Here is a 25801-nt window from a genome sequence, read left to right on the forward strand (position 1 = left end):
CCGTTGTTGGTAAGTCCGGCTATCAGAAGTTGCGGAATGGTCCTCCATCCCGTGGAGATCCACGGTAGTCACCGGTCCCGGTAGAGGACTTCAGCTGGCTCCCAGTCCGCGTAGAAGTCGTTTGGTGACTCATCCAGCTTGACCTCCTCCGCAAGCCCCTCCAACTCTTCAAGTTCCTCGTGCTCGACAAGCAGGTCGCAGGCCGGGCAGCTGAAGACGAAGGGGGTGAACATGACCGCCCACTCATCCTCGTCGACGTGCTTGTCACCACTAAGCCAGCCCTGCGAGTCGCATGCCGGGCAGGTGACGAGCTCGTCGTGTTCGATGTTGCCGCCGGGAGGGAAGACTCGCGCAATCGCGCCGAGGACGAGCTCGCGTTCCTTCTGGGGCATGTGGCCGTAACGTTCCGTGAAGACATCTTTGGCCCGAGCAAGTTTGCTCTCCAGCCGGACACGGACAGCTTCCACGTTCTCTTCGAGAAGCCGGTCGTGCAGGGACTCGTAACCGCCCCAGTAGGAGTTGTTGATCTTGAGCTCGACGAGCAAGGGGTCGATCAGCCGGAGACACGTGGTGAAGACGGCATTGACCTCTGACCGGTCGTACATGCCACTGTGTGCGACGCCGTTACGAGCATTGGCTAGCGGTCCAAGCGCCCGCTGATCGACCGGCATTTTCTTCCGCAAGATCTTCTGCGCTCGGGCATGGGCTTCGGCCAAGCCGATGGTCTTGACCTGCTCCGCGGGAACCGAAGCGTGTGACCCGTGACCCGTCGCGTGCAGCAAGGAGTTGAAATCCTTGCCCTCCACTACGAGAGCCGGATGGAGGCTGGCCAGGTATGACTTGAGGAGATGCTCGGCAGCGATCCCGGCGTGGTGGACCGCCAGGTCATGAGACGACGGGCCTTCGGCGAGCGCGATGAAGGCCGCGATCATCCATTTGCGCGAAGAGAGCTTGAGCCGTTCCGAGTCCATGGCCAGGACACTAGGCGGCTGGAGCAGACACATTGTCGGAATTTCGGTGGCACTCAATAGTGCCACGGCGACATATGTCCACTTCTGTCTGCCCCAGCGCCGAGCAGGTCGAGGTCGCAACGGCAGCCGTTCTCGCCGTCCGGACTGGCTTTGTACGCGTGACCTGACACCACTTGTCGGTCACGGACGACACCACCTGGTGTTGGCGGAGAGCGATGTCGCCGAGATTTGACACCACTTCGGGCCTTGCGGTGGGAGGATCGGTGTTCTCCTCGTGGTGAGGGGCGCCGATGCCGCCCAAGTCCAAGCCTGAGCGGCCGCCCAGGACTCAGCCGGGAAGTGACGTGCCCACCATTGCCCACGCCCGCTCAGCCCCGCCTGGCACCAGCCTGCGGTGACCAGGTTGATCGCGTTGCCTGGTCGGACGTACGGCGGCGAGCCGTTCGAGGCGATGGTGTCTCAGGTAAGCCGAGACCAGAAGGCGACGAACGCGATGTAGGTGATGGCGGCGGTGGCCACGAACCAGAAGTACGGATCGCCGCTTCGTCCGGATGCCAGGTCACCGATGAAGGCGCTGAGATTCCCCACGGTGAGCACCACGCCCGTGCCGGCCCAGGCTCGCCCTGCGATCCGGGCGAAGCGCTCGTCGGGTTCCTTCTCGGTGAGGCCCTGGTAGGTCTCGCTCCGGCGTCCCAGCAGTACTAAGGCGAGACTGCAGACCGCCAGGATTCCGAACGTCACCAGGCCGAGAGCGAGGTGGCCGCCGACAGTCGCGGCCACGAGGCAGGCGCCTCCGAGGGCTAGGAAGAAGCCGGGGACGGACCGCCTGGCTGTGTTACTGGTCATCTGCTGGGCTCTCATTGGCATGAAACATCTCCTCAACGCTGACCTCGAAGAACTTGGCCATGGACAGGGCGAGCGGCAGGGAAGGTGTGTACCGCTCGGTCTCGATGGCGTTGATCGTTTGCCGTGAGACCCCGAGGGCTGTGCCTAGCTGGCTCTGGGAGAGCTCTCGTGATGACCGCAGTTTCCTGACGCTGTTTCGCACATGTAAAGCGTACTTGTCACCCCTCGGGGGCTGTCAAGCTTGCTTTACAGAAGGGGCCGGGCTCGCACGGCGCCTCGGGCACCGTGCTCACCACGCTGGTGGCCAGCCCGGGATGGAAGGGAGAGTGCATCCCCGACCGCCCCTTGGAAGGCCGCACCCCGCCCGCGAGTGCGGCTCCAGCTCCGAGGTGGTGTCACTTCTCACCGGCATTTCGCGGCACTGTGATCGACAAGCGCTGTCTGAACTCGTCGACAGGCGGTGTCAGGTCTCGCCTACAAAGCCACCGGACCGTGTTCGGGCAGGAGAACCAGGCCGCAGGCATATCGGCAAGTCCGGCTATCAGCAGCGGCGGAACGTCGGGTCAGCGGCGGCTGACTTCCGCGGCGTAGTCAGCGCCAAAGCCCTGGCTCTCTCGGGTCCAGTTGTCTCCGGTGGACTGGTGGAACCCAAGCAGTCGGCTGATGGCGATGGCGGGCAGTTCCGAGGCGATGTCCATCAGCGACGCGTGGCGCGCGAGCTGCGCCGGGATGCCGATCGCCTTCAGCCGCCGACCCAGGGTGTTCGGGTTGATCGGCTGTCCGGGGTAGATGCTATGGAACAGCCACTTGGGTTCCTCGAGCGGGACAGTGGCCGCGCGGCCGTTGCGTCGCTCGACGAGCTGGCGGATCAGGCCGTCCAGAGGCGCGGGGATCTCAACGGGGACTCGCCCGAGCTTCAGAGCGAGCGTGTCGCCACGGTCGACGATGTGCTCGGTGGTGAGGCGGCTGATGCGGCCAACGGGCTGGGCGAACAGCAGCAGGAGCAGGCCGGCGGCCCGGTCGGCGACCTGGAGTTGTTCGCCGTGGACGAGCCGGCGGACCAGGGCCCAGCGTTGGTCTTTACCGATGATGCGGGCGGTGAAGTAGTTGCTGATGACCGGCGCGGTCAGTGGTCGGCTGTGGCCGCGTCGGCTGGTCCAGAGCAGGAATCCGCGGACCGTGGCGCGGGCGGTGGGGCCGTCGCTGAGCCAGGCGTCCACCTGGTCCTGGGTGCAGGTGTCCAGGGTGGTGCCGCCGTCGTGGAGCCATTCCAGCAGGCGGGCCACGTTACGGATCTCGATCCGGACGGTCTCGGCCCGGCCGTGGGTGACCAACTGTCCGGCGGGCATGCGTCGGAGTCTGCGCAGGGGCTGCCAGTTCGTGTAGTTGCGCAGGATCCTGCGCTCCTCGGCGGACGAGACGCGGGCGATGGTTTTGGTCAACCAGCGTTCCAATAGGGCCAGTTGTTCGTCCCGGGCGGGCAGGGCTCCTGCGGCGACCAGTGCGGCACGCAGGTACTCCACGGTCCGCGCGGCGGCGAAGCGGTCAAGGACCTCGTGGGTGACCGGCCCGTGCTCCGTCACCAGGGCTTGGAGGACGGCGCGGCGGGCGGGAACCTTGTGGATCCAGTGCAGCACGGTGCGAGGCGGCGGCTTCAGCAGCGCCTGGAAGACCGGTTCCAGTTCCGGGCGCACGGGACCGCCCCGCGGGCTGAGCACGTCGCGCAGGTCAGCGGAGCGCGCGCAGGCGGCGCACCGTCCGTGCCGGTAGAGCCGTTCGACGGACCCGCACTGGGTGCAGGGACGGCGGGCGGCGGGGTGCTTGGCCCAGCAGGTCTGGCACAGGGGTTCGCCCTCGGGGGTCCGGCCGCTGGTGCGGAAGGTCCCGCCGCAGCCGGCGCAGGGCTTGGGTTTGTTGCCGCAGTGGCTGCACAACGGTTCGCCGGTGGCGGTGCGGTTGTTGACGCGCCGGTGCTTGCCGCAGCTGGCACACACGGCCTCCTCGCGCTCCTTGGCGCTGCAAGGCAGGCACTTGGGGGCATCGGTGGCGGCGAAGTAGCAGGGGCCGCGTTCACCGCAGGTCGCGCAGACTGCGGTGGGAATCTCGCGGCAGACGGCGCAGACTCCACCGTCGTCGGTGCGCGACTTCCTGAAGCGCAGCGCGCCGCAGACGCTGCATGGCCTGTGGTTGAAGGGGTCGTGCTGGCGGCAGGTGCCGCACACGGGCTGGCCGTCGAACCTGCGACCGCCGATCGGTCGCGAGCGCCCGCACCCGGCGCAGATCACAACCTTGGTGTCGTGCCAGCACAGCCCGCAGCAACGCAGGCCGTCACGACGCTGTTTGAGGTCGGTGGTGCGCTGGCAGAACGGACACGAGGGGACGACCACGCCGTGGGCGCCGTAATCAATCAGCGCCTGGGCCAGGGCGGAGATCTTGGGTGGCCCCTCGGCGCCGCGCCCGGTCAGCAGGGCAGGGGTGTCTTCCAACGCCCACAGCAGCCGGAGCTGGCCGGGGCGGGTGGGTTCAATCGAGCGGATGACCTGCTGCGCGGTCGCGGGCGAGACGCCGAACGGGCCGGCGGCGATCAGCTTGGCCAGTTCCTGGGCCGGGTCTGTGGCGCCCCAGGGCGGATGGGCCCGGCAACGGGGCCGACCGGCGCGGTCGCGTCCGGCGAGGGTGGTGCTTCCGCAGATCACGCACGGGTTGGCGCACCAAATGCGGCGGTTCTTACAGGCACTGCAGATGCGTACGCCGTCACCGAGGCCGGTCAGCGGACGCTCACGCCCGAAGTCACCGCAGCGGGGCTGCGCCAGCCTTTCCGCGCCGGCCTCGCGCAGTGCCCCAACGAGCCGTTCGATCGCGCGTGGCCCTTCGGGACGGCCGGACGTCAGCAGGTCCGGTCTGGCCTGGAGAACTTCGGCGAGCGTCCGCAGCTGGGGCCGCTGGCGGAAGACCGCCTGGAGCACGGCGGCGACGTCGATCCGCTCGCACGAAGGGTCGGCCGACCGGACGATCTCGCTGATCACGGCCTCAGGCTCGGTAGCGGAGCGTGGCAGCTCAGGATCGGGCACGACCGGCGCCTACTCGGGCACGATCCGGGCCCGCTTGGGCCGCAAATCGCCGAGCCCGGCATCCTTCCCGGCCGCCGATCCGCCACCGGCCGCGGCGCTGTGACGGCGCCGCGAACCGGCCGCCGCGACGGGCTCGATGAGCTCGTCCATACTGCAGCCCAGGATGTCGAGCAGGGCCATGAGGGTCTTCAGGCTCAGCCGCTCGGGCCGTTCCACCACCAGGCGGTAAGTCTGGCTGGGCGACAGGTCGATGCCGCGCTCGGCCAGCAGGGGACGCAGGTCGGTGGTGGAGAACATTCCGCGGGTGGCCATCACTTCCCGCAGATGCCAGCGGTAGTCAAGCTTCGGCGTCACATCGTCTCCCTACTGTCCGCCCTGCAGGGCCTGGTCCAAGACCTTACGCATCATCGCGTTCATGAAGTCCCCGCTCACACCGGTATAGAGGGCGGTCGTGGAGGCGTAGCGGTGACCGACCTGCCGCTGGACGAAAACGGGGTCCGCACCGTCCTCGATCTGGTGGGTCACGTGGCTGTGCCGAAGACAGTGCGGGACCAGCGCCTTGTCCAGGCCCAGCGCATCGCGGTAGGCCGCGAACCGGTCCTCGATCTCGCGAGCCTGCAGGCGCCCGCCTCGTTCGGTCAGCCACAGCGCCGACTGCTCGGGGGCCGCCGCGTAGCGGGGCCGGGCGTTGATCACGTAGTCCTCCACCGCTTCCACCGCCCAGGGCATGACGCTCAGCGTCGTACGTCGACGTGGCGGCGATCCCTTGGTCCGCTTGCCGTAACGCACGTGCAGCGAACCGAAGTTGCCCAACTCCGGTGCCTTCGGGTTGCGGTAGAAGTCGGTGACGTCCAGCCGGGAGGTCTCGGTGCAGCGCGTGCCCCAGCCGTACATCAGCTTGAACACGGTGGCGTCCCGGTAGGCCGCGAGCGCTCCCTTGCGCCCCAGCCGGATCGCCCGGTCGACCTGGGCGTCCGCGTGGTCGAGAAAGATCTGGATCTCCTCCCGCGTCATCGGCCGCCGCTCGGCGCCGCCCTCGTAGTCGGCCAGGTGCGCGACGGTGTTCCACTCGTGGCAGATCTGCACCGGATGCACCCCGAAGCGGGTCTCGCACTCGGCCGGCCACTGGTAGTGCGGCGAGGTGACGTAGTCGCAGAACATCCGGATCGCACCCTGGTACCCGCGGATCGTCGACTCCGCCCGCTTCAACTCGGCGATCAGGTACGTCATCCACTCGTCTAGATCGGACGCCGACCACTGCCACGGATAGGCGTTGGTGTACGCGGCGAAGCGCCGCACCGCGCTCTGTCGATCGCTGATCGTGTCCGGCTGCAGCCGGCGCCCGCCGCGCTGTTGCCGTCCCCAGCCCTCGATCATCGCCTCGAAGACCGCGTCCTCGGGATGCAGCAGAGACACGCCCTGGAGCAGCACGAGCTGCGCTGAAGCCTCCCGCAGTTCCGCTCCGGGCATCCGTAGCCCCCTCCATTAGCCGCGCGAATCATGCATCAGATGCACTCGCCCGCGCAACACCCCAGGCCACTGGCCTCAACTTCGAAGAGAGGTACTCGGCATGAAGCCGCAGAACACCAGCTCAACCAACTCCGGATCACGCATCCAACGCAATTCCCCGCCGTCTAAGAAATTCTGGACGATCGCGCACGCTTGCGGACATGAGGTCGAGCGCGACCTTTCCGACCGCCCCGCGGACCGCCGCGCCGGTTTCGCCGAATGGCTGGCCAATCAGGAGTGCACCGACTGTTGGAAGGCCACACGCGTCGACCGTGAAGAAGTCAAGGCGGCCTGGCTGGCCGCCAAGCGTGCCGAGGAGCAGGCCGCCGCCGGCACTTGGTCAGCGCAGTACCGGATGCCTCCGTTGGAGGGCAGCGAGCGAGGGATCGCCTGGGGCGAGCGCTGCCGCCATCAGTTGGTGTCCGCCGCCTACACCGCTCTGGTTCTCGAGGGCGACATGGACGATGACGCGTGGCAGCAGATAGAGGACGCGGCTCGGACCATCACCCGCGCTGGCTGGTGGATCGACAACCGCGCCTCCGAACCTGACGACCTCCCCGAGCTCCTGGCCGCTGCCACTTCTGGTGACCGGCCGTGTGAGAACCCATTCGTCTGACCAGGGGGCGGTGCCGCAACACACGGAGGCACCGCCCCCTCCTCCCCGGGCGATCCGGCCTCTACCACCCGTTTCCGGCCGAGCCAAATTCGCAATCCGGCGGATCCTCATCCTCCACGAGCCCGTTTCGTCAACTCATTTCCTTGGACACCTGCATGCCTACCCCGCGTACCAGCGCGCCATCGACCACCGACGGTACCGACGCGCTCCTTTGTCTGCTGTTCGGCGCCGTTGGCGCCGCCGTCGGTTATGGCTCCCTCGCCTGGCTGAGCGGTAGTCTCACCAACTACCTGCTGGCATCTGGAACTTGGGTCCGCTACCAGCCGGCAGAAGCGGTTCTTCATCCGGCTGAACTCTGGCCCGACCTTTCCCCCACCGCACTGCTCATCGGCGCGCGGGTCCTGCCCGCCGTCCTACTCAGCGCCCTCCTCACCGCAATAGCGATCTTCTGGCTGTCCCGGCGTAGCGGTGTCACGACCGGGCTGGCGCGCAAGGCGGACCTCGCTCCGCTGCTGGGCAAGCAGATCACCGCCAAGGCGAAGAGCCTGCGGCCAAGCCTTTCCGGGCTCAAGCCCAAGGAGATCCCTCCGGCCGACCGCGGCATCCTCCTCGGCACCCTCGACCCGGGCCAGGCGGAGGTCCGTGCCTCCTGGGAGGACGTACTGGTGGCAATCATGGCCCCGCGCTCTGGCAAGACCTCCGGCCTGGCCATCCCAGCAATCTTGTCCGCCCCCGGACCGGTGCTGCTGACCTCCAACAAGGCGGCGAACGACGCCTTCACCGCCACCGTGGACGCGCGCTCCAAGGTCGGCAACATCTGGACGCTCGACCCGCAGCAGATCGCGCATCACCCGCGCCGCATGTGGTGGGACATCCTCGCCGACGCCCGCGACCTGGCCGGAGCCAAGCGTCTGGCCGGGCACTTCGTCGCCGCATCCGTGGACGACTCCAACGGCGGCGACTTCTGGTCCACCGCCGCCAGCAACACCCTCGCCGCCCTGTTCCTGGCAGCCTCCTCCTCCGGCCGCCCCATCACCGACGTACTCGCCTGGCTCGCCTCCCCCGCCGACCGCACCCCGGTCGACCTGCTCACCGACGCAGGCCACCTGGCCGTCGCCGCCCAACTCCAGGGCACCGTCAGCGGCGCCACCGAAACCCGGGACGGCATCTACGAGACCGCGCGACAGTACGCCAGCTGCCTGCTCGACCCGGAAATCGCCGCGTGGGTCACTCCCACCGAGGAGGTGCCCGAGTTCAAGCCCAGTGACTTCGCCACCTCGAAGGACACGTTGTACCTGCTGTCCAAGGACGGCGGCGGCTCCGCCTCCGCGATCATCGCCGCAGCCGCCGACGCGGTCATGCGCGCCGCGGTGATCGTCGCCGAACGCTCCGGTGGAAGGCTCGACCCGCCGCTCCTAGCGATCCTGGATGAGGCCGCCAACGTGTGCCGCATCTCGGACCTGCCGGACCTGTACTCGCACCTCGGCAGCCGCGGCGTCATCCCCCTCACGATCCTGCAGTCCTACCGGCAGGGCCAGAAGGTCTGGGGCGAGACGGGCATGGACGCACTGTGGTCCGCCGCCACCATCAAGATCATCGGCTCCGGTATGGACGACGCCGACTTCGCCGACCGCGTCTCCCGCCTCGTCGGCGACCACGACGTACAGACCTCGTCGATCTCCACCAGCGACGGCGGCAAATCCACATCGATCTCGATGCGCACCGAGCGGATCCTGCCCCCGGACGCCATCCGAGCCCTACCCAAGGGCAAGGCACTCCTGCTGGCCACCGGCATCCGCGTCGCGATGCTCAGCCTCAAGCCCTGGTACAAGGAGCGGTCCGCCAAGCAGATCGGCCCCGCCTCCGCAGCCGCCACGAAGGCGATCACCGAGCGGGCCATCGCCAAGACTCTGCGCAGTGATGACTTCGGGACTGCGGCATGAGCAAGCCGCACCTGGTTCCTGCCCGTTCAGTCGGCCCGCCACCAAGCACGTGGTCTACCTCGTCCAGCAGTCGGCGTGACCACCGCCGAAACGGCCCTGCAGATCCCGTCGCTGCAGGTCACCAGATGAGGACCCCGCCGCCCAGCGTCTGTGCGCGCCTGGCAGCATCCTCAATGTTGGCCAACCGCCTAGAAATTACGTCCCGGTGTTCCTCAACCGTCCGTGCTGGGACCGTTCCTGCCACGATCTTCTCGAGGTTTTCGCGGAGCAGGATGCACTCGCGCAGGAACGCTGGCACCTGTTCGACGTCAACCTGTACGTCGGCACCAGCGAGGACCGGAAAGAAGCGGGCTCCCAACGAACGGACCACCTCGGAGCCCCACACCCGGGTACGCCAGCGCTCGAATCCGGCGAGGTCAGAGGATCCTGCTGGAACGTCGAGCACCTGCATCTCACCGTCAGATCCGACGACGAAGACATCCACCAACAGACTCATGAGCGCAGTGGACCACAGCAGTCTTTCCTCGGTCTATGAACTTTAGGCGCCCTGTCTTGGCACGCCGTAACTCCGTCCAGGCCAGCTTTCATCTCCGCCCGGCATCCCCTTGCACACCTTCGTCAGGAGGCATCCGTGTGCCGTTACATCCCTTGCGGCCCTGAGCTGGCCAACAGTCACGTCATTCCCCACGGCGACCAGTGGTGGCTCGTCGCCGACAGCGGCTCCATGCCCATCGCCGATCCCACCTTCAGCGGCGAACTGGACCAGTTCGCCGCCGCGATGACCGCCGCGAACCGCGCAGTTGCAGCACTCCGCTCCCCACAGCACGCCGACGAGAGCGACGCGGAGCCGCAGTGAACGTGCTGATCGAAGCCGAACAGGCTGTGCTCGGCGCCGTCCTGCTCGACCCCGGCCAGCTCGACTCGCTGGCTGGATGGCTGTCTCCCGACCACTTCTTTCGGCCTGCGCACCAAGCCGTGTTCGCCGCGATGCTCACTCTCCGATCACGCGGTCACTCCGCGCTGACGGCCAAGGGCGAGGTGCCGCTCGCCTGGGTGACCGACACCTTCGCCGAGGCAGCTCGCAGTATCCGGGGGCTTACCCCCTCGTACGCGCACACCCTGGTCGCCGCCTGCCCGCGCGCCGGGAACGCTCCGGTCTACGGGCGGATGGTGCTGGAGGGCGCGATCCACCGCAGCGTGCTGGAGCACGCCACCCGCCTGCGTCAAGTCGCCCACACCGATGCCCTGCAAGGTGTGGCCGACAACACCGTGGGTCATGTCCAGATCCTGAACAACGTCCTCGACGACCTGTCCCGACGCTGGGGCACCGACCCCAAGCCGCTTCCACCACCCAACCATTTCGACCATTCGTCGACGGCCGCCATCGCGAGTAGCGATGAGCAGGCCGAGGATGAGCAGCTCCTCATCGGGCTGCTCATCGATCGCCCCGACGGCATGCGCCAGGTGGTGGAGTGGCTGCGGCCGGCTGACTTCGCCAACCCAATCTGTGGGGACCTCTACCGCTGCATCGGCGCCTTGCACCACCGCAGTGAGCCCATCGACGCCCTCACCGTCCAGTGGGAAGCCCAGCGACGCGGCCTGTTCGCTGACTGCACTCTGAGTGCCGACCAGGTCGGTGTTATCTGCCGGAGCGGCGGCGCTGGATCTCCGGAGTTCCTCGGCGAGCGCGTCATGGCCTCCTCCCTCGTCCGAACGGCTTCAGCCTCTGCCCACATGATCCAGGAACTGGCCCGCGACGAGTCGCTCGCCCCCGGCCGTCTGATCGGCTACGCCCTCCATGCCCTCATACCGGCCCATGAGGTGCACGAGCGCTGGCGTACCGCCATCAATGCAGCGCCAGTCGGGAGTGCCGCTCCCGCGGCGAACACCGAACGGTCGACCGAGCGCGTTCACGCGGCCCTGGCTCGCAGCCAACCCCAGCGCCCGAGCCCGCCCCCAACTCGAACGCCTGCCACCACCATTCCCTCCACTCGTCCCGCTGCCCGGAGCCACACGTGATGCCTCGCAGACCAGTCCCGCCCATCCCCGCCCACGTCTTCCGAATCACTACGGCCAGGAGTTCGCCATGTCGTCCCCCTCCCCCGCCCATACTCTGCGCGCTGCGGCTTTCGCCTTCGACGCCCAGCGCGGCAAGCTGCCCGTCGCCGCAGATCCCCACCGATCGCCCGAGCCCACCTTCGTCTCCCGCCAGATATCCGAACTCAGCAAATTGGTCGCGGACTTGAGTGACGAGGTCGCCTCCCGGGCTGTGTACGACTCGACCGCTCCCGGTGAGGCGCGCGTCGCCACCGCCTTCGCCGCAGCGCTCGAACCCGCCGGCCAGGCCATCGCCGCGCTCGGTACGGTCAGCCACCAGCTGGCCTTCGTCGACCACACCTGGGCCAGGCGCCACGAGCCGGACCTGCGCGATGTTCACGACCGGATCCCGGAGGTCATCGAGGACGCCCTCGCCGAGGCCGACACCGCACTTCAGGACGCCGCCACCGCCCTCCACAGCGCAGCGACATCGATCGCGCAGCCGACGCTGCGGCTGAAGGCCGCCCTCAGCCGCACCCCGACAGCCGTCGCTAACTCGTCGCGCGTTCCCACCACAGGCCCTGCTCCGGCGACTCCCCGCGCGGCGGCGACCACGCGAGCCCGGTGACATGACCGGCAACGCTCAATCCCATCTCCCACTGATCGGGAGCCTGTGCTCGGGATACGGCGGCTTGGACCTAGGTGTCCAGGCCGCCCTCGGCGGCAGCGTGGCCTGGCACGCCGAGATCAACCCCGACGTTTCCATGATCCTGGCCCGGCACTGGCCAGACGTGCCGAATCTGGGCGACATCACCACCGTCAACTGGGCCGCCGTACCGCGGGTGTGCGTGCTGACCGCCGGTTTCCCCTGTCAAAGACGTCTCGGTGGCCGGTCGACGCGCCGGACTCAACGAAGACACCCGCTCCGGCCTGTGGCTGCACGTCGCCCGTGCAGCCGAGGCCCTCCGCCCTTGCCTTTTGGTGGTTGAGAATGTCCGAGGGCTCCTCACGTCTCCCGCCGGTTCCCCTGGCGACGTGGAACTCTGCTCGGGGTGTCTGGGAGACGGCCCAACCCAGTCTTCTCTGCGGGCACTTGGTGCCGTACTCGGCTCCCTGGCCGACATCCGGTATGACTCGCGATGGCTCGTGCTTCGCGCCAGCGACGTCGGAGCACCCCATCATCGCGCACGGACTTTTCTCGCCGCCTGGCCCGCCGACCGACCTGCTCAAGACCCCAACATCGAACCTGGGCACGAACGGTGGGAGTCAGCACCCGAACAAGCGCAAGCAGGGCGGCCACGGCCCGTCACTGGCCGACGAGGTGGAGTGGCTGCTGCCCACTCCGAAGGCCAGCGACGGGATCAAGGGATCACCCAACCAGCGCCACGGCAACGGCGACCTGACGCTCCCGTCGGCGGCGGCGCTGTGGTCGACGCCGAGGACCAGCGACATGGGTACACCTGGCCACAGGGCCAACAAGAGCGCCCGTCTACCCTCGTCGGCGGTGGTGCTGCCGCTATGGGACCACTCGGACCCGGGCAGCGAATAGCCACCGGCCAATGGGGACGGTACGCGGCGGCCATCGCCCGGTGGGAGAACCTCACCCGACCGGCACCAGCTCCAACCGACAGCGCAGGACGCCTTCAACCAGCTTTCGTGGAGTGGATGCAAGGGCTCCCTGCGGGCTGGGTGACCGCCACTCCCGGCCTGGGCCGACCGGCCCAACTCATCGCACTCGGCAACGGTGTTGTCCCCCAACAAGCCAAGCATGCCGTCCAGTTGCTGACGCCCTTCCCACGGTGCTCGCAGTGCGCCGTCCCGTAACCGTGCCGGACCACATCACGCAGCCGCTCCTCCTACGGCGGCCCCTCTATCGCGGATTTCCGGCCGCGCCAAATCCCGAATCCGCCGGATCCTCTTCCGCGTGCCGTCCTCCGACAGAAGAAAGCAAGCACTACCGTGCCCGATTCTCTCCAGGGCTCCATCGAGCCCTTCCGCATACCCGACGACGACCTGGACGATCTCGCAACCACCTTGGCCAAGATCGTCGCCGAGGTCCGTAAGCACGGTGTCCTCCTCGACCGCCTCGCCGACGAAACCACCGAGCCCGACGACGCCTCCTCCGGACAGCCCGGAGAGACGGTCCATGCCGCTGGCGAACAGAAAGCACCTACCTCGGCATTCATCGTGGCGCTCGGCGGCGAAGCATACGACATCGAACTCGCCGCCCTACGGAACTGGGTCAACCACCTTCTCCTGCCCGTCTATGGACGCGAGATCGGCAGCACCCGTCCATGGTGTGACCAGTGGCACGAGCACCCCGAGGCCGTTGCCCGCCTACACGCGCTCTGGCTGGCTTGGCAACAGCTGACCGATGCCGAGGCGGGCCTGTGCGGGCCGTCGACCTGGCACCGCGACCACCTCGACCACGCGCTGCTCCAACTACGCGCGCCTGATGGCCCGTTCGCGGCCTGCACCACCAGTCCCGCCCGGCCGACCCACCGCGTTCTGGCCACCCCTGCCCCCGCACAGCCCGGAGCACAACAGTGAACACCGCACCCGAACGTCCCGACTACCGCATCGAAAACTTCGAGCCCGCGGACGACACCGTGTCCGACGACTTCGATTCCTTCACGCTCCTGGATGACACCTTCGTAACCATCGCCCAACACCACAGTGGCGACGGCCGCGACACTTACCTGGTTCTCTTCGACGAATCGGCGGATTGGGGCGTCCCGGGTTCTCCTACATTCATGGCCCTACACCTCAACCGCGACGTCGAGCAGCGCAGCTTTCGGTTCGACGCCGCTCGTGTAGCGCTCGTGCCCTTGGCCCAGCGTTGGCTGATCCAGCGCGGCTGCCCCGCCGAGGCCATTGAGGTCTCCCACTCCAACGCGCCGAAGCCGAAGGACGACCTCACGCAGCGTCTGGAGGAACGGCTGAAGTCGTCAGGCAGCCGGTACACGATCCGTGACGACTACACCTACAGTCCCGGACGCTTCGACTTCGGTGTCGAAACCTGGGTGCTCGTCCACGACAGCCACCCGGACTCCGCGGAACAGCCCTACCGCATCTTCCTCGAAGAGATAAGCGCGGACCTCGACAGCTACACCCTCCGCGAAGGGGCATTCGCCGACGAGGATGCGGCCCAGGAGTGGCTGTGGAATCGCGACACGCCGCTCCCCCAACCCGTCGAGGCGATGCGCGACACAACCCGCCGGGCTCAGGTGGCTCTTGCCCGGTCAACCACCGGAATCCAGGTCGCAGCTATCCCCACCGCAGGAGCAGCACACCCCACCGAAGGGAAGACGAGCCGGAGGGCGCGATGAGCCGCGCCCGCTTCGCCTTCGCCGCCCATCCGGACGCCATCGCCGACCTGCGCCAACTCCCCGACAACATCAGGGACCTAGCGCTGCTGGAACTGCAGAACCTCGTCCACGGCAGCGGTGACTGCCTCCCGCTGGACGGCCACCTGACCGGTTTCCACAAGGTCTATGTCGATCCCGCCGTCGCCTACCGCATGGTCATCCAGTTCCGGGACGCGCCCGCCTCCTCCACCCACGCCCGCGAGGTCTACCTCCTCGCCGCAGGCCACCGGCAGGACTACGAGGTCTACCGGACTGCCCAGCAGCGAACGAACCGTACCGTCCTGAACCGTCCGGTCACCGAGCCGACGACCGACGCGCGGGTGCGTGCCGCGCGTGCCCGCTCGCCCCAGGCCGGAGTGGTCAACCCGCTGCCCACACCCACAACCCCAACCGCCCCCGCAGGCCCTGCTCGCGTTACCGCTCGAAAGGTTCTGTCGTGATCGCCGACCGCACCGCCACCCGCGCGGAGCTTGCCGAACTGCTCGACGAGGCAGCCGAGCGCATCTCCGCCATCCTCACCACCAGCTACCCCACCCCGACCAGCCGCTCCTACTTGCACCCCGTCCTCGGCGCACTGTCCACCGGCCCACAGATCATCGGCGAACTCAGCGACCGCCTCGAAGCCCTCGTCGCCCAGCCGCTTCCGGTCACACCCGCCGGTCTGTTGGCGGTGGCGTCCTACGCCTCCGCGCTCGGCTGGCTTACCGAGTCCCTCGGCGAACTGACTGTGGCCGTGGAAAGGATCTGCACGCACGTGGGCATCCCTGACACCGCGCCCAACGAGCACGCCCCACCCCGGTCCGCAGACGAGACCGCGCAAGACTCCCATGCTGTCTCCCGACCGCTGGAGGAGGTCGACTTCACCGCATTGGAACTGGCCGCCATCCGAGCCGCTGCCGACGCTGCCGATCTGACTCCCGGCGACTACGTCGAGGCACTCTCCCAGGCCCTGCGCGCCGCATCACGCATCACCGACGCGTGTACCGAAATCTGCGAAGCGCTCCTGGACGACGCGGCGTACATCCGCGAAGAGGCCGCCGACCACATACGGATCGGCGCCGAACCCGGCAGCCTCCCAACCCTGGTCCGCATCCTGCTCGCCCGAATGAAGGCCGACCAGTAACCCCATCTGCTGACCGATCTCCCGCGTTGTGCACCGCCGCGCTCGCCACCAGGAGCCCTCCACTCATGAAGTCTTTCCTCCCTGCCGATCTCCCGCCTGACACCGCCCTACTGGTCCGACCGGTCTACCTCGCTGGGCACGGCGAAACGTCCACGATCTACGACGCCCTGCCTGACACCCGTGGGTGGGGGAAGGCAGCCACGGACACAGGGGTGATGTTCACCAGCCCCCGTCAAGACGTGCAGGTCGCCTACCTGCCCGAAAGCCGGTACGGCGGTTGGAAAATCACCCAGTGCCACGAACCCCTGGGCATGCCGATCTGGTCGGCCGCCTTCAGCGAGAACACCCCAGCCGAGATCGTCTCCGCCTTCACCACCGCCCTCGGCGACGACCAGCGATGCGAGGCCCGCCACGCCTTGTCCCACGATCCACAGGACCGGTCCTGGCACCCGGCCGGGGTGCTCGCCGACCTCGGCTGGCATCACCAAGACGACGACCGATTCCTCTATCTCCACGCACCTGATGGGCGTGCCTACCTGCGCATGCGCAGGGGCGAACTCGCCGACGACGTAGAACTTCGAGGCGATGGCCCGGCGTTGTGGACGATGCACGCCGGTATTGACGAAGTGGCCGGCGAGCGCTGGCACGCTGACTTCACCGCCCACACACCACTGCACCTGCTCGCCGCGACCGCACGCGCATTCAGCAGTGCCGATCCCGTTGAGCGCACTCTCGCCGATATCCCCGAGCGCAACCTGCTTTTCATCACCGCGACCCCAGTAGACGAGCACGCCGCTACGCGCCAGTCCGCAGCCTTGGCTCGCACTCCCAACGCCCCGCCGATCAGGCCCGCTTCTCCACCTCCACCGGCCGCAAGCCATCCGGCTGCGCATGCTCCAACCCGCCACCGCTGACCACCCACGGAGAAAGCCGTGCCGTACACCTCGGAAGAAGAACGGTGGCGCGAGTACCACGTCACTCCGCGCTATCTCGCCGGTTCGGGCACCATCGGAGACCCGGGCTTCGCCCCTGTCGCCGACTGGCCGCACCACCATCTCGACGACGGTGACTGCCAACTCGTCGTCACCTCGCCCGACCACCGCATACGGATCGGCTGGTTCGGCGACGACTACGACCTGTGGAAGATCAGCGCAGCCGGGGATCCCGTCTCCGCGCCTCGCTGGACAGCAATCGCCAACCAGAACACCCCGTCGGAGATCGTCGCTGGGCTGACCAGCGCTTTGGCTCGCGATTACGCGGACGGCAACAACCGCTTCCTCGCCAACTCATCAATGCATTGGACCGACGGGGTCCAGCCCTTGTTCGACGCCGGTTGGACGCGGAGCGCAGCCGAGCGAGGCACGGTCGAGATCGTTGCTCCGGACGGGCACGCCGGAGTCCTGATCGACAACCGTCTGTATGGCGCCGCGAACGGGACGTGGACGCTGTGGGCTGGTCCGCGCGGTTGGGGCACCCGCGCGGAGATCGTCTTCACTGCGCGAACCCCGTCCCACCTCATCTCAGCGACGGCCGCCGCCATGGCTGACCCGTCCCCCGTCGTCCGGCTCCGGCGCCAGATCCACCGCGACGTAGAACACCTGGTCTCCTTCGCCCCGGTGGCTCCCAACGTCCCTGCGGCCGAGGGAGCGCCCACCCCGCTCGATGCCCGACGCGCCGCCGTCACGGCGGCCGTCGCACGCGCTGCACACGCTCAGCAAGCGGACCTGCGCGTGCGCGCCGCCCACAGCCGTACCACCACGCCCGCGGCCCGCGCCGGAGTGGCCACCGCGGTCCGGCCGAACACCACCGCGCCGACCGTCGGCCACTCCCAGCCCCGCCCCCGCCGCTGACCAACAACTCCCCCCTGGAGCACACGATGTCCGACCCCACCCCACTCGCCCAGGCCGACGCCATGATCGAGAAAGCCTGGGGGCGCCCGATAGCTGACCTGCAGGCGCTGGCGGTTCGCCGCCCGGTACAAGACCCACTCCTGACAGCCGCGATGCATCTGCGCTCCGCGCTCGTTGTGTCGAACAATGCGGTCGCCGTCCACCAAGACCGACTGCACGCCCTGACTCGGCCGGGATATGTGCCGCCCTTCTACGACCTGGAACGGACCACCCGCGCAGCTACCGAACTACGCGTCGCGCAAGCCGAAAGCCTCACGGCCCTCCGTGGGATCGGCTACTTGATCGAGGCCCGCGAAGCCGCGACTGCGCACTCGGTACCCGGGGTTCGGCTGGCCCAAGCCGCCGTCGCTCGCTCTACGCAAGCACGGCCCGCCTTGGGCCATCCGCCCGACCGGCCCGGCCCGACGGCCACCACTGGCCCCCGGGCGGCCACGATCGGGCCGCGCCGGTAACCGGTCACCCCGCGCCGTTCGCGCGGTGGGCCTCTCAGAGCCGGAAGCCCACCGCGTGAGCCAGTTCCTCCACCGCCAGCGCCACTCAGACCGGGCGCGTGCGGTGCGGCCTGTTGATCACCGTACGGGCTGCGTGGTGACCAGGACATAGTCGAAGTACAGGGAATCGCCTTCGGCGTCGACGGGGTACTCGTAGGAGCTGTTGTTGGCGAAGGACATCTTGGATTCGGGCAGGGCGTAGATGCCGAAGCCGTCGTCGTATACGACGGAATGCCCGCGTTCATCCATTTGCGGCACCAGTTGTTCGCTGGGGGTGCGGAAGACGTCCAGTCCGTCGAAGGTGACGTTGATGTCTGCGTCTTCCACGCGGAAGCGCCACAGCTCGACGCTGGTCAGCGCCCCGTCCTGAGGGAAGGACAGGACGAATTGGAACGCGAAGTCATCGAGGCTTACCACGTAGACGCCTGGGGGCCGCTCGGTTCCTGGTCGGTGACTGATCCGGCCCAGCCCTTGAGTGACCTGCATTGCCGTGTGGAAGGGCATACCGAGTTGGAAGGGCCCAACGCTAACGTGTGGACGAATCTGAACATCCACGGCTTGCTTCGTCTACCCCCTGTCGCTGACTGGTTGCAGGGATCACCGTAGTAGAGCGGGCTCGTCGAAGGCCCAGCCACGGCTGGCCACTCGTCTCACGCACGCCGCTGCAGAGGCCCAGTGTGACCAGTTCGCTCGCGGCAGACGCCACCAGGGCCGAATCGACTACGTACATCGGCACACCCCATGCCAACGTACGGGTGTCGGGGAAACCCCAGGTCAACGAGGGGTCTGCTCCAGCCACCCTTCATCGGACGGCTGCGCACCTATCTGGAACTGCTCCGTCTCGACCAGCACTGAACTCATCGCCAGCACCTCGCTGGCTCCCTCAAAGGATTCCCATGTCTCGCTCGCTCACCGTCGGCCAACTGATCCGCCAACTAGAGGAAATGGATGCTGATCTGCCGGTCCGCCTGGCCGTCAACCCGGACTGGCCGTTCTCTCACTACGCTGGCCGCGTTCTCAATGCCGACGGCACCGCGTTCATCGCCGAGGACGGCCAAGAGGGATACCTACCCCGCACCGTCAGCACCCTGCTCGACTGGGAGGCGAGCACTCCCACCGATGTCACCGACTCTGACGAAGCCACGGAGTACCTCGACACGCAAAACGCCGCATACATCGTCACCGAACTGTTTGACCGCCCAGACTGGACCGTCGATGACGACGGCCTGCCAGCCACCTACTCCGGCCCTGTGGCCACCTCAACGCCCGTCTCTACGAAGACGGTTGGCTCTACGAAGCGCGCAAGGAGCCCATGGCCGATCCCGTCTGGAACGCCTACTTCACGCGCTCCGTACCGGCGGACGCGATCAGGGCTTTCACCGCTGCCCTATTGACTTCGCCCTGACACTGACCCACCCCGCCCGAGGTACGTTGCTCGTCGGGCGACTTCTCTTCGCCGTAACCCGCGCCTCACGAATCGGAGTGACACCATCGCCGCATTGGCGGACTCTTCCCTGCCGCTGTCCACGTTCGTGCACAATCCGATGCCCGCTGGCACTCGCGGCGCAGTGGTTTGCGCATCAGCGGCTTCGCCCCGCCGCCATGTCCTCATCCGCTGGGTCGGCGCAGACCAAATCCGCCTCGCGTTCGGGCAGATCCTGTTGAGCTGAAAACCCGCCGTGATCGGCGGCATGGACGTCACCGCACACCTCGGGCTCGCCACCGGCGGCGTACTGCTGGCCACCTGGCCGGGGTTGGTCGGTGACTGGTCACGCATTGTCCGAACCACGCTGTATGAGGTGACCGGCCTGTGCGCCGCCGTCACGGTGGCCAAGGCCGCTCTGCATCTGGCGAATCACCTCGCCGAGTAGGGATGAGCCGCAACACCGGCCGCCCCTCACTCACGCATCCGGGGCGGTCTCGGGCTGGTCAACTTTTTCTCGTTTGGGGCGTCCTACGGCATCTGCCCAGAGCTGTACTGCTGGGCCCTATTGGGGCAGCCGATCACTGGGTCACCCGCCACCGCCGCACCAGGTCGCCCTCCGTTGTAAGCCACGTCCCGTCCCCGAGGGCGAGGGGGTCGCAGGAGACTGTGCCCGGGTAGTCGAGTTCGGCGACTGGCTGGAGGGTGTGGGCCTCCAGGATCAGGTGGCGGTTGTCGTCCGAGTCCTCCTCCTCGGCGACGGCCACGAGAACGCGATCGTTGTCCAGGAATCCAGGGCGATGGCCGACGAAACGCATGCCCTCCGGCAGCACGTCCGCAGCCTCGACGACGATGTCCTCCTGTCCAGCCTCGCAGCGGCTGAGCCACTCCCCTCCAATGTCCAGCTTGAGGACTACACCGTTGAGGCTCACCCCGGCGAACGGCTCGTCGTCGCCACCGACGGACTGCGTGCGCAGGGTGTCGTCTTCCAACGTGACCGCCAGCGAGTAGAAGGTGTCCCCTTGCAGCGCGTCGAGGAACACCTGAGTGGGGTCAGTGAGGGACTGCTGGAAGATGTACCCCGCGGAAGCGGACGGCAGCAGCGTCTGCGTGACGCGTCGGCCGTCGGCCAGGTCAAGAGCGACGCACGCGTCTCCGGAGTAGGCGTGGTCGCTGAGGTCGGGACCTGGCGTCGTGACGAGGAGGCGGTGGCCCGAAGCGTCGGCGACGCAGGACGGGCCTCCCGTTCCCCGATCAGGCCACGGCTCGAACTCGTACGTCCATCGCTGCCGCCCACTCGCGTCGTAGACCGTGACCACGCCATTGACCACCATGGCGAGCCCCCCGTCCGGTAGTGGCGAGGCGAACCCTTGCGTCTGTCCCGGCTTGTGGGAGAGCCAGCGGCGCTGCTCGGCGAAGACTCGACCACTATCCGAAGCTACGCGGCCCACGACGATCTCGTGCCCGGGTTCGGAGACCAGCCAGCAGGCATGGTCGCGTACTAGAAAGGTGTCGAGGTGGTTGCGGGACCGGTTAACGAGACCCGGCAGTTCCTCCTGCGCGAGGAGCTCAGCGGTGGTGCGTGAGTAGCTCATGGTGATTGTCTACCTCGGAGAATGCCTGGCGGGCCAATAGAACTGTTTCTGCTGCGTCCCCTGCGTGCGGGGATACACCATGCCGTACATGGCTCCGTGGCTGCCACGGATGAGCGGGGAGCAGAAGTCTGTGCACACGCTGTTGGAGGCCGCGCCATGTGTGGGTAGCCAGTCCGGCTTGTCCTTGCCGTGGTTCAACCGGCTAAGGTAGGCGAGGATGTTCTGCTCGGCGTGACCGCCCTTGACGCGCGGAGGCACCTTCATATAAGCGTCATCGGGGATGGGTACGAGCCCAAGTTGCTTGGCCAGTTTGACTTGTTCCGCATCGAGTTTGCTCTTGCTCGTGCCCGAGACAAAAGTTACGGGACCCTTTGGCGTCTGCGCGTGGATGATCGCGACTGTCTGCTTCTCGCGTTGAATCTTGTTCTGCTTGAGGTTGTTGATCTGCTCCGCCATCTTCTGCATCGCGTCCATGCATGGCGCGAGCCCCATGGGATCGGAGATGGTCGCCGGGTTTTCCACGTACCCGAGGGGATTGGGCGCGGGTGCCAGCCCCAGCGGGTCGGGTGTGACGTAGCGGCCCGGTTCGGGATCGTAGTGGCGGAAGTGGTTGTAGTGGAGTCCGGTCTCCGGGTCGGCGTACTGGCCGGGAAAGCGCAGGGGTGTGTAGGCGCTGGCGCCGCGATTCCACGCGGTGGTGCCCCACAGGGTGGGGCGGCTGTGCCAGGCGATGTCACCGGTCTCGCTGACGAGTTCGGTCGGGGTGCCGATGAGGTCCGTGACGATGGCGAAGAAGCGCGAGTCGACGGACTGCTGGTCGGCGCTGAGCTGGCGGCTCTCGGCTTGCGCGAGTGGTCGTAGGCCGTCGTACTCCCAGGTCAGCGTTGTCCGCGTGGTGGTGTCGGTCTGTTCCGACAGGCGGCCACCGTCCCATGAGAAGACGGTTTCCTCGACGACCGTTCCGTCCGCGGCGTGCTTGCGCTTGGCGGTGCGACGCGCGAAGGCGTCGTAGGTGTAGGTCCAGAGCACGCCGTCCGGCGTTGTGCAGGAGGTGAGTCGGTCCTCGGCGTCCCAGGTGTAGCGCCAGATGTCGGGCTTGCGGGACAGGCGTTTTCTGCGGCGCTCGATGACGCGTCCCGCCGCGTCATAGGTGTAGTGCAGGCATCCGGCGGAGCGCAGCCGCATCCCTTCGTAGGTGCGCGGGCCCCGTGTGTCAGGGCTGGGGGCGTGGTCGGGCCAGGTGGCCTCGGTCTGGTTGCCTTCGCCGTCGTAGAGGTAGCGCTCGCTCCAGTGGTGCGCGTCGACGCCTGTTGGGCGGCCATCGGCGTCGAGCGTGAAACTCTTTGCCTCGCCAGTGAGTTGGTCGGTGATGGCGAGGAGGTGGTGGTCGGGCCGGTAGGAGTAGGCGCGTGAGCGCAGCTTTCGGCCCTTGACGGCCAGGCTCTGCTCGCTGACGCGCCCCAGTGCGTCCCAGGCGGTGGCCAGGTGGACGGCCCGATCAGCGGAGCCAACGGTGCGGGTGAGTTCCTGCCCGCGGGCGTCGTGCGCGAAGTGCAGCGGACGCCCGCTGAACTCCATGAGTGTGCGGTTGCCTGCCGCGTCATACCTCTGGGTCGTGACCGCGCCGCTGGGTGTGGTGCGGAAGGTGCGGCGGCCTTCGGCGTCGTAGGTGTAGCGATGGGTACGGCCGTCGACTGTCTCGGCGGTAAGACGCCCCTGCGCGTCCCACTCCAACTCCAGCGTGGCATGAGGAGATTGTGCTTGGAGGAGTCTGCCCGCCGGGTCGTAGGCGAAGGAGGTGACAGCGCCGTCGACGTCCTTGGTCGCGAGGCGGCCCAGTGCATCGTAGTGGTGAGTGACGGTCTGACCGGCAGGGTTGGTGCGGGAGACCATGCGGCCGGAGGTGTCGTGCGTGTAGGTCAGTGTCCGGCCGTCGAAGTCGGTCTCGCGGATGACGCGTCCCACTTCGTCGTACGCGTAATCCCACGTGAGACCAGCTGAGTTGCGGACCCCGGTCAGTCGCAGCTCGGTGTCGTAGGTGAACTCATAGCGCGCTCCGCCCGCCTCGGTGCGGGCCGCGACCAGGTCGAAGTGGGTGTATTCGTAGCGGGTGATACCGCCGTTCGCGTCGGTCTCGGTCAGGCAGTTGCCCTCGCCGTCATAGGTCCACCTCTGTTCGCTGCCGTCGGGCTCGACGCGGCGTAGAAGGTTCCCTTCGATGTCCCACTCCAGGCGTGTGGTGGCGCCGAGCGGGTCGGTGAGGGAGGTCGGGCGGCCGAACCCGTCGCGCGTGAAGGTGTGGGTGTGGCCGAGGGCATCGGTGCGGGCCATCGGTAGCCCGGCCGGGTTGGGCAGGAAGGTTTCGGTGGCGCCGAGGGCGTCGGTGATCGCCGTGATGCCGCCGCGCGCATCGTGTGCGTAGCGAGTGGTCGTCCCGTCGGGTGCGATCAGCGCGGTGTTGTTGCCGGCCTCGTCGTACCCGCGCCGCCACACGGCTCCGTCAGGCCCGGTCACGACGAGCGGCATGCCCCGCTCGTCGTACTCGGCAGTGGTGACGGTGCCATCGGCCTCGCGGACGGCCGTGAGATTGCCGTGCTCGTCCCAGCTCCACTGTGTGGTGTGGCCCTGTGCGTCCGTGCGGCTCAGGAGGTGGTCGTCACGGTCCCAGGTTTGGCGGGTGCTGTTGCCCAGCGGGTCGGTCTCGGCCACGACCTGAAGGCGGTCGTTGAGATGGTAGACGGTGGTGACACCGGTGGAGTTGGTGTAGCGGGTGATGCGGTAGCCGGTCTCGGGGTGGACCTCGTACGCGAAGGTGGAAGAGAGGAGCCCGTCGGGGCCGATGGTGCGGACGACGCGGCCGTCATTGTCGTAGACGTACTGGAAGGTGGAGTCGTTGCGGTCGGTCCAGGACGTTATGCGGCCGACCGGATCGTAGGTGAAAAGCAGCGGCAGGCCCGAGGAGTTGGTGACCGCGTTGAGGTTGCCGTCCTCGTCGAAGCCGTAGGAGGCGACGGTGACCGGGCCGTCGGGGGTGCGCAGGGACAGCGTGCGTATTCGCTGGTCTTCTGCGGTGAGGTGGACCGTGTAGCCGCCGTGATGGACGACGGCGGTCGGGGTGCCGTCGCCGTGGCGGTCGATGGTGATGCGGTTGCTGTTGCGGTCGGTGAGCTCGGTGAGCCAGTAGGCGGTCGACTCGTTATAGGGACTTCCGGTGAAGCAGCGCACGGCGCCGGTGTGCGTGTCGGTTACCTGGTAGACGATTTCGGTGTTCTCGTCCCCGCCATAACTCAGGGGCAGGCGCGGGCCTTCCAAGGGGAGAACCGGTTCACCGCCGGGCTGAGGAAGGCGTGGATAGACCAGGAGGGAGCCGTCTTCCCGTGCCCAGACCGCCCCAGTCCCCGCGGTGTCGAGTTCGATGCGCTCGTCAAGGGTGGAAGCCCAACTGCGGCCGAACCACTGCCCGTAGCGATACCCAGACAGGTGCGTACGCCGCAGGACCAAGGGCAGGACCCCGGGCAGCGACAGATCCGTCTGCGGCAGGGTCATCTCGCCTGTGGCGACGTCTACTGGATCGTTTTTGCAGGTTTTGTTATCCAGTTGGATGCCGTGACGGCGCGGGTCAGACTTCGCCTCGCTCAGCGAGTCCGGCTTACTGTAACGCGACCCCCCTCCAGGGCCCTTGGATGCAAGGTGGAGGTCGTCGTTCCCGCCGTGGTGCTTGCGGAGCTTGTGGAAGCCGTCCTCGATGTCCTGGTCTGCCTTGCGGAAGTCCTTGGAGATCTGCTGGACGGCCTTGGGCAGACGGTCCTTGAGATGGTCGCCCAGCTCCGTGGCGGCCTTCTCCAACGCGTTGACCGCCTTCTCCGCGACCGGTGCGATCGCCTCGGCGATCACACCCCTGCCGCGAGTACGCCCCAAGTGCCCGCGCGCCGTGAATATCTGGCCCCTGGTCTTGCCATGAACCGCGGCACCGACCACGTTGAGGTGAGTGCTCGCCCGCTCATGCTCGGCGTGGTCGATCAGGACATCATCGGAGCCCCCACCGCCGCCCCCTCCGGCTCTACCGTCTCCGCCGCCGACGGAGTCAAGGTGCAGTGCCCCCTTCGCGGAGCCCACACCCTGATGGAAGCCGTCCTTGCCCGCCTGCTTGACCTCGTTGAGGTTCACCCCGTCCTGCACGCCCATGCCATCGGCGGCAAGTTGGATCGCCAGATCAACCGCCATGCCATCCAAAGCCGCCACCGCGGGCTCGGCCAGGGCCGAGACGATGTAGTTGACCGCGTCCTTGGCGACCGCCTGGAACAGCTGCTTGACGACCTGCTGCGTGGCTTCGATCGCACCCGCGTCCAGCAGCGCCGACAACCCGCCCGTCTCCGGGATCAGCGCAAGCGCGATCCCGGTCTCGTCGGCCAGGTACCCCAACTGCGTGATGGCCTCGCCTTTTTGGGCTGTGATGGCACCCGCAGCCAGGTCCAAAGCCCCTGCCACCACTGTCGCCGCAGTGGCGAGGTCTTTCAGGTGCTTGTCCTTGACCTTCCCCCAGTGGGAGCTGAGTGCCTGCATCGACTGGCCCCGGCCGGACGCCAGCAGGCGTTGCATGTGCTGGTTGGCGGCGCCGGTGTTGTCGTCGAGGTCGTGCGCGAAGTCGCGGAGCGAGTCGGCCGTGTGGTGGTAGTCGTCCTCGTCCACGTTGGGCCATGACACGCCGATGAGGTCCAGCATCGTGGCGGCCCAGTCGGGCAACACAACACCCACGACTCAATCCCCCCGTAAAAACGATCAAGATTGGCTAGTCGTATCACGAGGGGATCGGGCAGCGGAAGCCGAGTTTTGGCCTCTTACCGGTACGTAATGCCGGGTCAGGACAGGCGCCATCTTCAGCAAGCCCAGATCAGTTG

The 25801-nt window shown here is 67.5% G+C and carries 26 protein-coding genes; 16 read left to right on the top strand and 10 right to left on the bottom strand.

Annotated elements, in window-relative coordinates; genetic code table 11:
• Positions 1 to 68: 68 nt before the first annotated feature.
• The 6 genes from P2L57_RS00930 to P2L57_RS00955 all read right to left on the bottom strand — a co-directional run bounded on the left by P2L57_RS00930 (position 69) and on the right by P2L57_RS00955 (position 6358).
• Positions 69 to 971, bottom strand: coding sequence for a hypothetical protein (locus P2L57_RS00930; protein ID WP_275806553.1), 903 nt, complete (start codon positions 969 to 971; stop codon positions 69 to 71).
• A gap of 459 nt (positions 972 to 1430) precedes the next feature.
• Entirely contained in the window at positions 1431 to 1817 is a 387-nt protein-coding gene (locus tag P2L57_RS00935; RefSeq protein WP_275806556.1) for a hypothetical protein, read from the bottom strand.
• The gene (locus P2L57_RS00940) at positions 1807 to 2019 is read right to left on the bottom strand and encodes a helix-turn-helix transcriptional regulator (RefSeq protein WP_275806560.1); all 213 of its coding nucleotides are present in this window, start codon (positions 2017 to 2019) and stop codon (positions 1807 to 1809) included. The genes P2L57_RS00935 and P2L57_RS00940 overlap by 11 nt, the downstream gene beginning before the upstream one ends.
• Before the next feature lie 361 nt (positions 2020 to 2380).
• A complete protein-coding gene (locus tag P2L57_RS00945) occupies positions 2381 to 4843 on the bottom strand; it encodes a hypothetical protein (RefSeq protein WP_275806563.1) in 2463 nt (820 codons plus the stop codon).
• A 54-nt stretch (positions 4844 to 4897) separates the two neighbouring features.
• A complete protein-coding gene (locus P2L57_RS00950) occupies positions 4898 to 5242 on the bottom strand; it encodes a helix-turn-helix domain-containing protein (RefSeq protein WP_275806566.1) in 345 nt (114 codons plus the stop codon).
• Positions 5243 to 5251: 9 nt separating this feature from the next.
• Complete coding sequence (locus tag P2L57_RS00955) at positions 5252 to 6358, bottom strand: tyrosine-type recombinase/integrase (RefSeq protein ID WP_275806569.1); 1107 nt, start codon at positions 6356 to 6358, stop codon at positions 5252 to 5254.
• Between the two features lie 100 nt (positions 6359 to 6458).
• Here P2L57_RS00955 and P2L57_RS00960 point away from each other — a divergent pair, with 100 nt between their 5' ends.
• Together P2L57_RS00960 and P2L57_RS00965 are read left to right on the top strand one after the other, a co-directional pair.
• Complete coding sequence (locus P2L57_RS00960) at positions 6459 to 7013, top strand: hypothetical protein (protein ID WP_275806572.1); 555 nt, start codon at positions 6459 to 6461, stop codon at positions 7011 to 7013.
• Positions 7014 to 7168: 155 nt separating this feature from the next.
• Entirely contained in the window at positions 7169 to 8956 is a 1788-nt protein-coding gene (locus tag P2L57_RS00965; protein ID WP_275806574.1) for a type IV secretory system conjugative DNA transfer family protein, read from the top strand.
• Between the two features lie 118 nt (positions 8957 to 9074).
• Here the strand turns inward: P2L57_RS00965 and P2L57_RS00970 are convergent, their stop codons facing one another.
• A complete protein-coding gene (locus P2L57_RS00970; protein ID WP_275806577.1) occupies positions 9075 to 9440 on the bottom strand; it encodes a hypothetical protein in 366 nt (121 codons plus the stop codon).
• Positions 9441 to 9587: 147 nt separating this feature from the next.
• Here P2L57_RS00970 and P2L57_RS00975 point away from each other — a divergent pair, with 147 nt between their 5' ends.
• From P2L57_RS00975 to P2L57_RS01030, 12 genes are all read left to right on the top strand, one after another.
• Positions 9588 to 9812, top strand: a complete 225-nt coding sequence (locus tag P2L57_RS00975; RefSeq protein ID WP_275806580.1) for a hypothetical protein — start codon at positions 9588 to 9590, stop codon at positions 9810 to 9812.
• Complete coding sequence (locus P2L57_RS00980) at positions 9809 to 10975, top strand: DnaB-like helicase N-terminal domain-containing protein (protein WP_275806583.1); 1167 nt, start codon at positions 9809 to 9811, stop codon at positions 10973 to 10975. Before P2L57_RS00975 ends, P2L57_RS00980 begins: the two co-directional genes overlap by 4 nt.
• Before the next feature lie 67 nt (positions 10976 to 11042).
• Positions 11043 to 11621 (top strand): hypothetical protein, encoded by a 579-nt coding sequence (locus tag P2L57_RS00985; protein WP_275806585.1) that lies wholly within the window; start codon positions 11043 to 11045, stop codon positions 11619 to 11621.
• 1 nt (position 11622) lies between these two features.
• Positions 11623 to 11982 carry a DNA cytosine methyltransferase gene (locus P2L57_RS00990; protein WP_275806588.1) on the top strand — a complete coding sequence of 120 codons (360 nt, stop codon included), beginning with the start codon at positions 11623 to 11625 and terminating at the stop codon, positions 11980 to 11982.
• The gene (locus tag P2L57_RS40510; RefSeq protein WP_372515566.1) at positions 11879 to 12817 is read left to right on the top strand and encodes a DNA cytosine methyltransferase; all 939 of its coding nucleotides are present in this window, start codon (positions 11879 to 11881) and stop codon (positions 12815 to 12817) included. The genes P2L57_RS00990 and P2L57_RS40510 overlap by 104 nt, the downstream gene beginning before the upstream one ends.
• A 135-nt stretch (positions 12818 to 12952) precedes the next feature.
• The gene (locus P2L57_RS01000; protein WP_275806593.1) at positions 12953 to 13543 is read left to right on the top strand and encodes a DUF4913 domain-containing protein; all 591 of its coding nucleotides are present in this window, start codon (positions 12953 to 12955) and stop codon (positions 13541 to 13543) included.
• Positions 13540 to 14322, top strand: coding sequence for a hypothetical protein (locus P2L57_RS01005; protein WP_275806596.1), 783 nt, complete (start codon positions 13540 to 13542; stop codon positions 14320 to 14322). Before P2L57_RS01000 ends, P2L57_RS01005 begins: the two co-directional genes overlap by 4 nt.
• Positions 14319 to 14801 (top strand): hypothetical protein, encoded by a 483-nt coding sequence (locus P2L57_RS01010; RefSeq protein WP_275806599.1) that lies wholly within the window; start codon positions 14319 to 14321, stop codon positions 14799 to 14801. Before P2L57_RS01005 ends, P2L57_RS01010 begins: the two co-directional genes overlap by 4 nt.
• Positions 14798 to 15484 carry a hypothetical protein gene (locus P2L57_RS01015; protein ID WP_275806602.1) on the top strand — a complete coding sequence of 229 codons (687 nt, stop codon included), beginning with the start codon at positions 14798 to 14800 and terminating at the stop codon, positions 15482 to 15484. Before P2L57_RS01010 ends, P2L57_RS01015 begins: the two co-directional genes overlap by 4 nt.
• A gap of 215 nt (positions 15485 to 15699) precedes the next feature.
• Positions 15700 to 16398: an SPDY domain-containing protein gene (locus tag P2L57_RS01020; protein ID WP_275807579.1), complete on the top strand. Its 699-nt coding sequence runs from the start codon at positions 15700 to 15702 to the stop codon at positions 16396 to 16398.
• Positions 16399 to 16416: 18 nt separating this feature from the next.
• Positions 16417 to 17334 (top strand): SPDY domain-containing protein, encoded by a 918-nt coding sequence (locus P2L57_RS01025; RefSeq protein ID WP_275806605.1) that lies wholly within the window; start codon positions 16417 to 16419, stop codon positions 17332 to 17334.
• A gap of 26 nt (positions 17335 to 17360) precedes the next feature.
• Positions 17361 to 17846 carry a hypothetical protein gene (locus P2L57_RS01030; RefSeq protein ID WP_275806608.1) on the top strand — a complete coding sequence of 162 codons (486 nt, stop codon included), beginning with the start codon at positions 17361 to 17363 and terminating at the stop codon, positions 17844 to 17846.
• 117 nt (positions 17847 to 17963) lie between these two features.
• Here P2L57_RS01030 and P2L57_RS01035 read toward each other — a convergent pair whose 3' ends face one another.
• The gene (locus P2L57_RS01035; RefSeq protein WP_275806611.1) at positions 17964 to 18302 is read right to left on the bottom strand and encodes a hypothetical protein; all 339 of its coding nucleotides are present in this window, start codon (positions 18300 to 18302) and stop codon (positions 17964 to 17966) included.
• Positions 18303 to 19197: 895 nt separating this feature from the next.
• On the opposite strand from P2L57_RS01035, the gene P2L57_RS40515 reads away from it, so the two are divergent.
• On the top strand, positions 19198 to 19290 hold the full coding sequence (locus P2L57_RS40515) for a DUF317 domain-containing protein (protein ID WP_372515567.1): 93 nt from the start codon (positions 19198 to 19200) through the stop codon (positions 19288 to 19290).
• Positions 19291 to 19576: 286 nt separating this feature from the next.
• A complete protein-coding gene (locus P2L57_RS01045) occupies positions 19577 to 19756 on the top strand; it encodes a hypothetical protein (protein WP_275806616.1) in 180 nt (59 codons plus the stop codon).
• 133 nt (positions 19757 to 19889) lie between these two features.
• Here P2L57_RS01045 and P2L57_RS01050 read toward each other — a convergent pair whose 3' ends face one another.
• Together P2L57_RS01050 and P2L57_RS01055 are read right to left on the bottom strand one after the other, a co-directional pair.
• Entirely contained in the window at positions 19890 to 20903 is a 1014-nt protein-coding gene (locus P2L57_RS01050) for a hypothetical protein (protein ID WP_275806619.1), read from the bottom strand.
• Between the two features lie 9 nt (positions 20904 to 20912).
• On the bottom strand, positions 20913 to 25658 hold the full coding sequence (locus P2L57_RS01055; protein ID WP_275806622.1) for a DUF6531 domain-containing protein: 4746 nt from the start codon (positions 25656 to 25658) through the stop codon (positions 20913 to 20915).
• Between the last annotated feature and the right edge of the window lie 143 nt (positions 25659 to 25801).

Origin of the sequence: Streptantibioticus ferralitis, assembly GCF_029223525.1 — a bacterium.
Lineage (GTDB): Bacteria > Actinomycetota > Actinomycetes > Streptomycetales > Streptomycetaceae > Streptantibioticus_A > Streptantibioticus_A ferralitis.